The sequence below is a fragment of the Nodosilinea sp. P-1105 genome (assembly GCF_012911975.1).
Classification (GTDB): domain Bacteria; phylum Cyanobacteriota; class Cyanobacteriia; order Phormidesmidales; family Phormidesmidaceae; genus Nodosilinea.
The window spans coordinates 37,087-50,060 of sequence record NZ_SMDQ01000023.1 but is presented as its reverse complement, the minus strand read 5'-3'; the positions used below and the strand labels follow the sequence as shown (position 1 = coordinate 50,060).

12 protein-coding genes are annotated in these 12,974 nt (G+C 54.4%); 10 read left to right on the top strand and 2 right to left on the bottom strand.

What is annotated here, in order from left to right:
* The first annotated feature begins 175 nt into the window (after positions 1-175).
* The 5 genes from E1H13_RS12065 to E1H13_RS12045 all read left to right on the top strand — a co-directional run bounded on the left by E1H13_RS12065 (position 176) and on the right by E1H13_RS12045 (position 4,463).
* Positions 176-1,837 (top strand): carbon starvation protein A, encoded by a 1,662-nt coding sequence (locus tag E1H13_RS12065; protein ID WP_169613667.1) that lies wholly within the window; start codon positions 176-178, stop codon positions 1,835-1,837.
* A 29-nt stretch (positions 1,838-1,866) separates the two neighbouring features.
* Entirely contained in the window at positions 1,867-2,139 is a 273-nt protein-coding gene (locus tag E1H13_RS12060; protein ID WP_169613666.1) for a cory-CC-star protein, read from the top strand.
* A gap of 11 nt (positions 2,140-2,150) precedes the next feature.
* Entirely contained in the window at positions 2,151-3,161 is a 1,011-nt protein-coding gene (locus tag E1H13_RS12055; RefSeq protein WP_169613665.1) for an ArsA family ATPase, read from the top strand.
* A 413-nt stretch (positions 3,162-3,574) separates the two neighbouring features.
* Entirely contained in the window at positions 3,575-3,787 is a 213-nt protein-coding gene (locus tag E1H13_RS12050) for a hypothetical protein (RefSeq protein ID WP_169613664.1), read from the top strand.
* 280 nt (positions 3,788-4,067) lie between these two features.
* Positions 4,068-4,463 carry a response regulator gene (locus E1H13_RS12045; protein WP_169613663.1) on the top strand — a complete coding sequence of 132 codons (396 nt, stop codon included), beginning with the start codon at positions 4,068-4,070 and terminating at the stop codon, positions 4,461-4,463.
* 57 nt (positions 4,464-4,520) lie between these two features.
* On the opposite strand, the gene E1H13_RS27250 is transcribed toward E1H13_RS12045, so the two are convergent.
* Positions 4,521-8,591 (bottom strand): PAS domain S-box protein, encoded by a 4,071-nt coding sequence (locus E1H13_RS27250; RefSeq protein ID WP_169613662.1) that lies wholly within the window; start codon positions 8,589-8,591, stop codon positions 4,521-4,523.
* Between the two features lie 155 nt (positions 8,592-8,746).
* On the opposite strand from E1H13_RS27250, the gene E1H13_RS12035 reads away from it, so the two are divergent.
* Entirely contained in the window at positions 8,747-9,208 is a 462-nt protein-coding gene (locus E1H13_RS12035) for a hypothetical protein (protein WP_206070388.1), read from the top strand.
* 176 nt (positions 9,209-9,384) lie between these two features.
* Positions 9,385-10,221 (top strand): prolipoprotein diacylglyceryl transferase, encoded by an 837-nt coding sequence (gene lgt / locus E1H13_RS12030; protein ID WP_169613661.1) that lies wholly within the window; start codon positions 9,385-9,387, stop codon positions 10,219-10,221.
* A 125-nt stretch (positions 10,222-10,346) separates the two neighbouring features.
* Here lgt and E1H13_RS12025 read toward each other — a convergent pair whose 3' ends face one another.
* Positions 10,347-10,643, bottom strand: a complete 297-nt coding sequence (locus tag E1H13_RS12025; protein WP_169613660.1) for a hypothetical protein — start codon at positions 10,641-10,643, stop codon at positions 10,347-10,349.
* A gap of 69 nt (positions 10,644-10,712) precedes the next feature.
* Between E1H13_RS12025 and E1H13_RS12020 the strand changes: the two genes are divergently transcribed.
* From E1H13_RS12020 to E1H13_RS12010, 3 genes are all read left to right on the top strand, one after another.
* The gene (locus E1H13_RS12020; protein WP_169613659.1) at positions 10,713-11,564 is read left to right on the top strand and encodes an ABC transporter ATP-binding protein; all 852 of its coding nucleotides are present in this window, start codon (positions 10,713-10,715) and stop codon (positions 11,562-11,564) included.
* Between the two features lie 276 nt (positions 11,565-11,840).
* Positions 11,841-12,404, top strand: coding sequence for an SMC-Scp complex subunit ScpB (scpB, locus tag E1H13_RS12015; protein ID WP_169613658.1), 564 nt, complete (start codon positions 11,841-11,843; stop codon positions 12,402-12,404).
* Between the two features lie 150 nt (positions 12,405-12,554).
* A complete protein-coding gene (locus tag E1H13_RS12010; RefSeq protein ID WP_169613657.1) occupies positions 12,555-12,920 on the top strand; it encodes a DUF760 domain-containing protein in 366 nt (121 codons plus the stop codon).
* Positions 12,921-12,974: the final 54 nt, after the last annotated feature.

Sequence of the window (12,974 nt, the reverse complement as noted above, 5' to 3'; positions counted from 1 at the left end):
GACGGCCTCCATTGGTGTCGGCGCAGTTCAGGTAAAGCCAGCTGTTCAACCTAGAACTGTTACCAGAATGTTGCAAATGTGAATCGATTGTTTAAGTGACCTATAGACCAGGGTCCTCTCGATGATATCTTTTAGGGCTAACGTCCCCCTACACTGTTTGAGGAGATCACAAGCAATGAGTGCCGCACTCCTGGCGATCTTAGGATGGCTTGGATTTTTTCTGGGCTATCGGTTTTACTCACGATGGATTGCTAAGCGGGTCTATCGCCTCCGCCCCGAGGCTGTGACCCCGGCCCACGCCTATGAAGATGGCGTTGACTATGTACCGACCAAGCCTTTGGTTCTTTGGGGGCATCATTTTACCTCTGTGGCTGGGGCAGCCCCAATTGTGGGGCCAGCCATCGCTGTGATTTGGGGGTGGCTACCCGCGTTTCTCTGGGTGGTTTTTGGTACCGTCTTCATTGGTGGAGTACATGACTTTGGAGCCCTTTGGGCCAGTGTGCGCAACCAGGGCCGCTCCATTGGTGCCCTAACAGAGGATGTGGTAGGTAGGCGGGCTCGCAGCCTGTTTATGATTGTGATTTTCCTCGTCTTATTGATGGTCAATGCGGTTTTTGCCGTGGTTATTGCCAACCTATTTGTCAATTTCGGCAGCAGTGTTTTACCTGCCTGGAGTGCCATTGTGGTGGCTTTGGCCATTGGCTACTTGCTATATCGCCGGGGGATGGGATTACTTTGGCCTTCTCTGGGCGGCCTCGCCATTCTGTACTTTATGGTTTACCTGGGGGATGTATTACCAGCCCCCGAACTAGGAGCAACCACCTGGATTCTGTTACTCTTTGCCTACGCCTTTATCGCCTCATTGTTGCCAGTTTGGTTGCTACTTCAACCCCGTGACTACATCAACTCCTTGCAGTTGTTTTTGGGCCTGGGCATTCTTTACCTGGCAGTTTTGATCTCAAACCCTACCGTGGTAGCGCCAGCTTTGAATCCAGCGGTACCTGCGGATGCCCCGGCTTTAGTTCCCTTACTCTTTGTCACCATTGCCTGTGGGGCAATTTCGGGTTTCCATGGCCTGGTATCCTCTGGGACATCCTCGAAACAGCTTGACAAGGAAACCGATGCTCGGCCTGTGGGTTACTTAGGGGCCGTCGGTGAAGGATCCCTAGCCCTAGCTACCATTCTGGCCACCACCGCCGGTTTTGCCACCCTGGGCGATTGGCAGGAGTTCTACCAGTCCTTTGCGGCTGGGGGTGTCGGTGCTTTTGTGCAGGGGGGAGCTAACATTATGCACAATGGCTTGGGTCTGCCGGTGGGGTTTGCGACCACCCTATTGGCGGTGATTGCAGTGTTGTTTGCTGGCACCACCATGGACACTGGGGTGCGCTTGCAGCGCTACATTATCCAAGAATGGGGGCAGATTTACCAACTGCCAGCCCTGACCAATCGATATGTGTCAACCTCTCTGGCGGTAATCACCTGTTTAATTCTCGCCTTTGGGGCGGGGGGCACCGCTGGTACCGGCGGCATGACCATTTGGCCGCTGTTTGGTACCACCAATCAGTTGCTGGCGGCGCTAACCCTGCTGGTGATCAGTGTGCTGCTGGTGAAGCTGGCCCGCCCCTACTGGTATACCCTGGTGCCGCTGGTGTTTGTGCTGTTGATGACCGTTTTAGCCCTGCTGATTCAATTAGGAGACTTTTGGAACCAGGGCAACTACTTCTTGCTGTTGCTTGATGTGTTGATCTTGGTTGCAGCGGTGTGGGTGGTTCTAGAATCGGCGGTGGTCTTCAACCGAGCCCGATTAGAAGCCAGGGCTGAGCAGGTCGTAGAGTAACCTCATAGGGTAGCGATGGGCGTTAGCCGATGAAATCAATGCGCTGGCAACATATCTATCAGCATCTACGTTACTGGCTGGAGGAGTTTTACCAGGCTCCCTACCGTCAGCAGCTGGCCCGAGAACAGCGGGATCGCGATGATCTGTTTATGCTGTTGGTATTCTCAGAAATGTTGGGGGTGCCCAACCCAGTGAGTTTCTACACCTTAGAATTGCTACCCTTGCTTTACGATGATTTCCACCAGTGGCACCAGCGTCAGGGCATGGATCAATCACCCCTGGATAATATCCGCTGCTGTTAACGGCAACAGCTATGGCTACTACAGGTGATATCATCGAGCCTCAACCATGGGCGGCTTTAGGCTTAGGCCGGCAGCAACTGATTTTTGTGGGGGGCAAGGGGGGCGTGGGCAAAACCACCACCGCCGCCACCCTGGGGCTGATGGCGGCAGACCAGGGCTGTAACTGTCTGGTGGTTTCCACCGATCCGGCCCATTCCCTGGGGGATATTTTTGGGCAGTCGCTGGGCGATCGCGATCGGCAACTGCTGCCCCACCTTTGGGGGTTAGAAATTGATCCTGAGGCGGAGGCAGACCGCTACATTGGTACGGTCAAACAAAACCTGCGGAATTGGGTGAAACCCCATCTTTACAGCGAGGTTGATCGACAGATGGACCTGACTCGCCTGGCTCCAGGCACTCTGGAGGCAGCCCTGCTAGAGCGCCTGAGCCAGCTGATGGATGACGGGCTACAGCGGTACGACCGGATTATTTTTGACACCGCCCCCACCGGACACACTCTGCGGCTGCTGTCCCTGCCCCAATTGATGGCCGCCTGGACCGATGGATTACTTAGCCGTCGGCAGCGATCGGCAGATCTGGGGCGCATGTTCCGCCAGGTAGGGGACAGCCAGGCGTTGCTACCCGAGCCGCCCCCTCAGGATTGGCGAACCGAGCAAATCCGGCAGATCCTCACCGAGCGCCAGCGGCGATTTTATCGAGCCAGACGTCTCCTGCTGGACCCCACCATGACCGCTTTTTTGCTGGTGCTGATTCCAGAAAAGTTACCGATTCTGGAAAGCCAAAAAGCCCTGGCCGCCCTGCGCCAGGGGCAGATTCCCGTGGCCGCGCTGGTGATTAACCGTGTCTTACCTGAAACGGCCTCAGGGGACTTTTTTGAGACCCGGCGGCACCAGGAAGCAGCCTACTTGCGCCAGATACAGCGGGACTTTCGCCAGTTACCGCACTTTCAGGTGCCTTTCTTTGCCAAAGACGTTCAAGGGGTTGAGGCCTTGCGTCAGATTACCCAGTATTTGGCCACATAGGGAAGAGGGAAGAAGGAAGAACAAAAAACGAAAAAGTACCGTAGGGTGCATTCGCGGAGCAATGCACCACTCTAAAAAAAGAAGAACCAATGGCTAGTACTCTGAAGCATAAGTCGGCCCACCATTCCTGACACCTGACACCCGACACCTGACACCTGACACCCGACACCTGACACCCTCAGCCTAGGTGGTCATATTTCTGCCTTCCTTACTAGCCTCAAGCATTCGCCTCCGTAGGGGACTGTTACAGCGATCACCAGCGCCTGGGCATAAATACTCTTGTCGGAGTGAAACGGGTCGAGCTAATGTAACGAATAGTTAAGCCCCTTGTTGGATAACGGCATTCTGTGCAGTTCTGCTAACCCTTGGAGCCTCGCTGACCAGTTGTCTTTGACGAATTTGGATTTTTGCTAATGTTAGCCAATCAAAGCAGTTCTTATTTGGGTCGGTCGCCTGCCAGTACCAGCATCTTAGGCATTCTCTTCTTTCTGTTGGGTGCGCCCCACATTTACGGGGCCTTAAAGCGTCGGGCCCAGCGTCGCAAGCCGTTTACGCCGCCCCGTTATGTTATGGTTGCAGCCTTGGCTAGCGCGATCGCTGGCGTGGTGGAACTATCCTTGCTTTAGAGTATCCCAACTAAAGAAGCATCCATTTCCAGGACGCGAACCTGGTCTGTTGGGCTGGTCGCGATCAGACTTCGGATAAGTGTTTAATTGACACACGCTTAGGTCGATTATTCCTTTGCCTTTCTCTGACGGCAGATGCTTTGGTTCTTGGTCAAAATGGTCCGGTCCATCTTTATTGTGGAACGTATACTGGAATCAATCTGTGTCTGAAGTGTGAGGTGGGTATAAACGCTCATCGATTAAACTGTAAAAAATCAAAGATTTCTACAAGTTTTTTATCGTGTGCGTTCCCTCTGACTTTCAAATTTTGGTCGTCGATGACATCGATGATAATATCTTTTTCCTCCAAACTATTTTAGAAACGGAAGGATATCAGGTGGAAACTGCGACTGATGGTGGTACAGCCTTAACTAAGGTAAAAGATTTTCTGCCTGACCTGATTTTGATGGATATCATGATGCCTGGTATGAATGGCTACGAGGTGACTCGTAAGATTCGTCAAAATCCAGATTTGCCTTTTATTCCCATCTTGATGGTGACGGCCCATGACAATATCCATACCGACCAGCAGTTAGCATTAGAGCCTGGCAATTTTATTCGTAAGCCGGTTGAATGTGATCAGTTGCTATCTAAGGTAGCTACCTTATTAGAGGCTAAAGCGGACCATCGAGACTAGAAAAGTTTCGTTTATTACGGGCACAGGCGCCCACCTTAAGGAATACGCTGTATGACGTCAACCCACTAATCTGGCGATCGCGGCGATCAAGTCAGCGGGCTCATATGGTTTACTCAAGTGATGGTCAAACCCGGCGGCGATCGCTTTTTGTTGATTAATGTCTCCAGCATAGGCTGTTAGGGCTATGGCTTTGATGGTGGGTTGCAGCCCTTGGATGGCCAGTTGACTGCGTACCTGAGCGATTAAGGTGTAGCCATCCATGTCGGGCATAGCGATATCACTAATCAAAACATCGACACTTAGATTGGCCAACGTAAGCAAGGCCCGTTGGCCAGAGGACACGCCCGTTACCTCGGCCCCTGCTTGCTGAAGCACAACCACCAGTAAGTGGCGGGCATCTGCCTCGTCTTCAACTACTAAAATGCGAATGCCCGCTAAGGTGGCAGCCTGGTGCGACCCATGCGCCTGAGAGATGCAGCTATCCCTAGCTTGGGCGGGGTTAGGGCTACGGGCGATGGGCAGATGTACGGTGAAGGTAGATCCCTGGTCATCACCAGCACTGGTGGCAGCAATGGTACCCCCATGTAATTCGACCAATTGCCGGGCGATCGCCAACCCCAGACCTAAACCACCAAACTTACGGGTGGTTTTGCTATCGGCTTGGCGAAACCGTTCAAAAATATAAGGAATGAAGGCAGGATCGATGCCTTTGCCGGTATCGGTGACCGTAATCTTGGCCTGGTCAACCCCATTGTCCGAGCAGATCAGCCCCAAGCGAATGGTCACAAGGCCCCCCTCTGGGGTGAACTTAATGGCATTGGATAACAGGTTCCACATCACCTGCTGGAGGCGACCAGCGTCCCCCAGCACAGGGGGCACAGATGGGGCAAACTGAGGCCGCAACTCGATCCCCTTGGCCTCTGCCGCCAGGCGCACGGTCTCCATCGCCGCCTCGATGGTGGTTTGGACATTGACCGCCGCCACCTCCAAGCTGAGCTTACCCTGCAAAATTCGCGATACATCCAGCAGATCGGCAATCAGTTGAGTTTGCAGCTTAGCGTTGCGTTCAATGGTTTCTAGGCCACGGGCTAGGGTAGCAGCGTCGGGCTGCCGCCTTTGCAGTAGTTGAGACCATCCCAAGATCGGGTTGAGGGGCGATCGCAATTCATGGGACAGCACCGCCAAAAACTCATCTTTGATCCGATTGGCCGCCTCCGCTTCGCTACGGGCTGTTTGTTCGGCCTGGTAGAGGCGGTTGTTGTCGACGGCGATCGCGATCTGATGGGCAACGTTTTCGGCTAGGGCCAAATCGGCTGCTACATAGGTGCGATCTGACTCGGCGGTCATAAAGTAGATGACCCCCAGCGCTTGTCCTCGGGCAATCAGGGGGGCCACAATACAGGACTTAAGCCCTAAGGCTTGCAGCTTGCGTAAGTGCCCTTGATCTTGGGCCACCACTTGTAGGACCGCTGCTTCAATGGTGGGCAACAGCCTGGTTTGGCCCGTCCGCAGAAGCTTTGGTACCCCTTCTCCATCCTCAAGGTATTGGGGATACTGGCGATGTATCTGCCAGCCCAGGTCTACCTTGGCCGGGTCCGAATGGGCGATCGCCACTCGCTCTAGGCCATGGGTGGGGTGTAGCAAGTCAATCATGCACCAATCCGCAAAGAACGGGACGATGCGATCGGCCACCTGTTGCAGGGTTTCGGTATGGTTAAGCAACGAGGCCAACAGAGTACTGATATCCACCAATAGAGCCGCCCGGAACTGAGCTGCCTCAGCGTCTAGGCGGGCCGCCTGTTCACGAATCAGTTGAGCCCGCTCGGCTTCGGCCAGTTTGCGATCGGTAATGTCAAAAAACGAGGCCACCACCGCAAAGGGTACCGGCTCATCTGGATTAAACAAAGGACGGGTGTTGATTGAAATCCAGGTGAGGGTGTTGTCTGGTTTATGGACCCCCATCACCACATTAGACTGGGGCTCGCCTGTGCGCAGGGTGACCATGGCTGGGTGCTGATCCCCCGGAAAGGGCGATCCATCTTCGTGAATGGAAGCCCAACGAGGATCCAGGGAGGTACGTCCCATCATCTGATCGGCGGTGAGCCCCAGGATATGTTCTGCACTGGCATTACAGGTAAAGATGGTGCCGTCAGCATGTTGCAGCACAATCCCCTCCGCCACCGTTTCAATCACTGATCGATAGCGCTCTTCTGAGGCTTGCAGGGTTAGTTCGGCCTGCTTGCGCTCGGTAATGTCACTAATAGATGCCAGCATATGGGTGATTTGGTCGTCGGCATCCAGCAAGGGAGAGGCATTGACACATAGGGTTACGGTTGTGCCATCGGCGTGGGTCATGGCCAGTTCTACCCCATGCACCGACTGTTTAGTGCGCATTACCTGACCAAAGGCTAACTCTGCATCAACCAGGGGCTCGCCGTCTGGGGTGATCATCACCCAATTGACTTGATCGTAAGTACGGCCAGTGAGATCTGCGCGGCAGAGCCTCAAAATGTCCTCCGCCGCCGAGTTAGCCGTGACAATCTTGCCCCGCTGGTCAAACATCAAAATGCCGTCGGGGATCGTTTCAAAAATTCTAGACAGCCTGGCTTCACTGGCCCGCAGAGCATTCTCCATCTGCTTGCGCTCAGTGATGTCGTGCATGACCACCACAGCCCCATGGCAAGGACCATCGCTGGTGGCGATCGCCTGACCACTGGCCAGCACGGTACGAGTCGGTTTCCCCTTGGGGGCAATCACCATCTCGGCGCTATCCACCCGCTCTCCGCGCAACGCCCTAAATAAGGGAACTGCGCTTTTCGTCAGAGGCGTTTTGCCGTCGGGCTGATAGAGGTCGTAGTATTCAGTCCACTGATCCGGCGGCAGGGATTGTTCCAATAAACCATGAAAGTCACGGGCCGCCTGGTTAAACAGGGTTAAGAGCCCGGTTTCATCACAGGCCACAATCCCCGCTTGTACGTTTTCCAGCAGCACCCGCAGCATTTCTCGCTCTTTTTTAAGGGCCGCTTCTGTGTGCTGGCGCTCAGCAATTTCCCGCTGCAGCTGGACGTTGGCCTGGGAGAGTTCTGATGTGCGTTCAGCCACTAGGAGCTCAAGATTTTGCTGCACCTGCTGCCGGGCCGCATCGGTGGTTAAGCGTTCAAATTCCGTCGCAATCCGAAGGCCAAAAATGGGCAGTAGTACCTCGGTTAGTTTCACATTGGTTAGGGGCTTGGTGTCCATCACCCCCAGCAGACCCAAAGGCTCTCCTTGAGCATCAAAGAAGGGAATGGCCGCGTAGCTATCAATACCCAACGGAGTCAGCAGCTTTGCCCCCGGAAATTGGGCCTTAACCCCGCTGGGGTAACAACACAGCTGGCGCTGGCGTAACACCTCTTGACAAGGGGTGTGGTTCAGTAAATAGTCAAAATTGTCCAGAATTTGACCCCGGGCAAAGGCAGCTACGGTTTGGATCTGCTCCTGGCGATCGCCCTTCGCTAAACCAATGTAAGCGTAGTCAACCCCCAGCGCCACAGTCAGGTGCTGGACTAGAGCCACAAAAAAGGCCTCACCGGTTTCAGTGGCTACCCCTTGGGTGACCGCCAGCAGGGCTGTATCAATTTCACTCACCCGCTGGGCCGCTAACCGCAGTTCCAGTTCATCCATGACCATGGCGGCCAGATCCGCCAGCAACGCCTGTTGCTCGGTGCTAGGTCGCTCATGGGGTTGGGTATCTAGCACACATAGGGTGCCCAAGACAAAGCCGTCTTGGGTTTGTAGCGGTGCACCCGCATAAAAGCGGCAGCCTAACACCTCCTGGACCAGTGGATGATGGGCAAATCGCGGATCTTGCCGCACATCGGGCACCACTAGGACCTGATCAGACAGAATGGCATGGCTGCACAAGGAACTGTACCGCTGCACCGCCTGAGTCGATACGCCATAGCAAGACTTGAACCAGGCTCTCGATTCGTCCACCAATGAGACGATGGCAATGGGCATATCCAGTAAACGGGCCGCCAGAGCTGTAATTCGATCAAACCCAGCTTCGGGGGGCGTGTCTAGAATGTTGTATCGCCGCAGGGCTTCTAACCGTCTCGCTTCGTTGTCAGGTAGGGGAACTGAAGGCATTAGCGAGCCACAAACTGGGGGCAGGAAAGGTGCGATCGCATATTATCGTCTTCCTTACAAAGGATAAGGCAAAACCCTCCAGAAAATGACTCCCAGTGCCGACATAACATCATCTATGTCATCATTGTCGTTGCCCTGGCTTTGAGGCTTTTGCGATGACAAAAAAGTCTGAAGACACCGTTCCCCAGGCTACCAATACTTGGTTACGTCGATGCTGGGGGGGCACCCTAGTGGCGGTTGGCTATCTGCTTTCGCCCCTCTGTTGGTGGAATGACTTGGTGATCAACTTGCCCCTGGCCTTAGGCTTTGGCTATCTCGTCAGCCGCCCTTACCCCGATGCGTTAGTTCCCCTCACTGGGGTAGGCTATTGGTTGACCAATGTCGTGGGTTTTGTGCTGATACAACAGGGGGCAGTGACGGCCCTGCGCCATCAGCAGAGTCCTTCTGGCGGTCAGTCACTGCGTAATGGTCTGATCACCTCAACCCTCTATACCGTGGCCATTGTGGTCTTGCTTCAACTGCATGTGATTGCAATGCCAGACCTGCTTCAGGGGGATTTACTAGCCACCCTGGATCAGGTGATGCCCACTTGGCTAATCACTTGGCTGACCGCCTAAGCGGATTCCAGCGCAGACACTACTCACAGTACAGAGGCTGAACTTAGCTCGATAGGGGGGCTAGCCAACAGCCTGGATCAGTCAACAGACTATATAACATAGTCGCTAGAATCCCCTAAACCTGGTTTGATCGTTTTGGGAAAGAGTCGTTGCCGATGCTGTCGTTTTTAACTTCTATGGTTCCAGACATGGCCGTTGTGCTGGGGCAGTTTGCTTCTCCGGGGCCTGTGGCCTTTCAGTTAGGGCCCATCGTCATCCGCTGGTACGGGCTGCTGATCGCCTCAGCCGTGGTGATTGGTTTGTTCTTGGCCCAGCGGTTAGGGCAACGGCGGAACATCGCCCCCGAGCGGATCGAGACCCTGCTCATTTGGCTGGTGGTGGGGGCGTTACCAGGGGCCAGGCTCTACTATGTACTGTTTGAGTGGGATCGCTATGCCAACCGGCCCCTAGACGCCCTGGCCATTTGGCAGGGAGGAATCGCCATTCATGGGGCGATTCTAGGCGGGGCGATCGCCACGGTGCTGTTTGCCCGACGTTACAAACTCTCCTTTTGGCAACTGGCCGATATTGTCGCCCCATCGTTGGTGTTGGGCCAGGCGATTGGCCGCTGGGGCAATTTCTTTAATTCCGAGGCCTTTGGTGCCCCCACGAATCTTCCCTGGCGGCTCTACATACCCCCGGCCCAACGCCCGCCAGGGCTAGAAGCCGTTGAGTATTACCATCCCACCTTCCTCTACGAATCTCTCTGGAATTTGGGGGTCTTGGGGCTAGTGCTCTGGCTGTTTTTTTGGGGTCTGCGCCATCCCGATCGGCTCAAGCCCGGTACTGTTTTTCTGGTTTACTTTGCCGCCTACAGCTTAGGCCGCCTGTGGATTGAGGGGTTGCGTTTAGATAGCTTGATGCTAGGGCCATTGCGCATCGCCCAGGTGGTCAGCCTAGGGGGGATTGCTCTGGGAATCGGGGGCCTACTGTGGCTGTATCGACTTAAACGTCCTTTACCAGACGTGGTGTAGCAAAAGGCAAAAAGCATCTGCCCCCTATCTTCCGTGGGCTAAGCCCTATGGGGGAGCAACAATTGGAGAGCTTTGCATCTACCGAGGTTGCAGTCCTAGCAACAGTCTTCCGTGGGATGCAGGACTCAATCGACCCAGGTACCTACCGGGCGTAGATCCTCTGGAATCACATCATCGTGGTCAAACTCTAGGATGGTTTCTCCATAACCTAAGTACCCTGACTCCATAAAGCTAGTTAACATGCGGCTGAGGGCAGGCCAGACCACATCGGCAAATTCCCAATCTTTATTGAACATGGCCCGGTCAGCAATCGATCGCAGCGCCCAGAAATAGCTGTTGCGCACCACAGAACCCGACTTTTTGTAGGCGGGCACATCGTCCTGGTGAATGTACAGAATTTGCTGATGAATTCGAGCTCGCATGGTTTAAACGGAATCGGCTGAGAGATACTCTAAAGGGAATCGGAATTATTAACAAAGTGTTACTAACTTATGGATGCTGCGGTTAGCCTGCAAAACGTTCACAAGGTTTACAACGGTATGTCTGTGGTCAACGATCTCTCCCTACAGATTAAATCTGGGGAAGTGTTTGGTTTACTCGGCCCCAATGGCGCAGGCAAGTCCACCACTATTCGGATGGTGACCACCCTCACCCAGCCCACCGATGGCCATCTGGTGGTAGCCGGTTATGACGTTTGCCGCCAGCAGTTAGCCGTGCGCCGTCAAATTGGGGTGGTCCTCCAACAAACCAGTGTCGATGGCGACCTGTCAGTGTGGGAAAACATGGAATTCCATGGCCGCATGCACCACATCCCTAACCCCCAGCGCCGCCAAGCTATCGACCGTTGGCTAGACTATGTGGAACTGGCCGATCGCCGGGATGATAAGGTGAAAACATTATCCGGCGGGATGAAGCGGCGGTTGCAGATTGCCCGGGCCTTGCTGCATAACCCCAAAATCCTGTTCCTGGACGAACCAACGGTGGGTCTAGACCCCCAAACCCGCCGCCGCCTGTGGGAAATTATCCAGGGGCTGAACCAACAGGGGATGACTATGCTCCTGACCACCCATTACATGGAAGAAGTGGAATACCTGTGCGATCGCATTGGCATTTTAGACCAGGGCAAACTGATCGAACTGGGCACCCTAGACCAACTGCGTCAGCGCCATGGGGAAGGGATTGTCATGACCCAACGGGGCGATCGCTGGGATTACAGCTTCTTTCCCACCCTAGAGGCGGCCAACGCCCATTTGGATCAGCAACCCGATAAAACCGGCATGATGACCCGCCCCTCTAACCTGGAAGATATTTTTGTCGAACTCACTGGCCGCAATTTAGATTGAGGAATGGCACCCACCCTCCCCGGCAGCAGACACCCCCGGCCCGGCCCGACGCATTTGAAGACCGAAGACCGAAGACCGAAGAACGTAGGGCGTAGCCCTTGCGCAGCAGAACGAAAAGGGAAGAACGAAAAGTGAAGAATCCAAAATCCAAAATTCCCCTCCTTCCCAATCCACCCATCCACCCATTTTCCCATTCCCCCCCAGGGCGGACACACAGGTCCGCCCCTACGCCACCTCCCCCACCTCCCCCACCTCCCCCCCACCCCACCTTCCCCCATGCCCTCCCTGGCCACCAGCATCGAAGCTATCCTTTACCTCAAAGGTCAGCCCCTATCCATCGGCAAGCTGGCGGAGATTGCCCGCTGCGATCGCGAAGACATTGAAGAAGGCCTGATCGAGTTGATGAATGACTACGCCCACCGGGATGGGGCCCTGGAGATTGTGGAAACCGTGGATGGGTACTGCCTCCAACTCAAGGAACGCTATCGGTTTTTGGTAGACCTACTCATTCCTTTGGACCTGGGGGTAGGGGCCCTGCGCACCCTGGCGGTGATTGCCCTGCGTGGACCCCTGAGCCAGACTGAGTTAGTTGATTTACGCGGTTCCGGGGCTTATCAGCATGTGCAAGAACTCCATAGCCAAGGCTTTGTGCGCAAGCGCCGCCAGGCGGATAATCGATCGTCGCTGGTGCAGGTGACCGATAAGTTTTATCAACACTTTGAAATTGATCAATTGCCCGAACTCAAACCCAAAGCGGCCAAGCCCCCTAAGGATGGGGATAGCCCCGATTCACTGGCGTCAGACCCCGAATCTGATGATCCGGTGGATGAAGCATCCTGACGGTATTTTCATGATTTGTTACGCTATTATCGGAAATACTGATAGGTATTAGCTTGATGTGGGGCTGTTCCAGGGCATAGTTTCGACTGTTGCTGACCAATACAGCTTTTCCATCATCGCTGACGTTGTGACCAGAGGTCTCTGATTTTCATGGTGTTTAATCCCGAAGACGCTGAATTCGTCGGAATGTCCACCAATAGCGACCACCCCAACGAGTTGCTTAAATATCTCCAGCACCAGTCGCCAGAGGTGCTTAGTCGAGTAGCCCAGTCCGTCAGCGGGGAAATCAAACAGATTATTGCCCATAATGTACAAGGGTTGGTTGGGGTACTCCCCACAGAAGGTTTTAACGTGCAAGTCACCACCGATCGCGAAAACCTAGCTGGGCTGTTGGCTTCCGCCATGATGACCGGCTACTTTCTACGCCAGATGGAACAGCGCATGGAGTTAGAGCACACAGTCTCTGGAGCGTTTTTTAATTCTGACTCCAGCGATTTTAGCGACTTTGACGACTAAGGAAAGCACCTCAAATCCCTCCATGGGGCGGTACTCTGGTGTAAGCAACTGTAA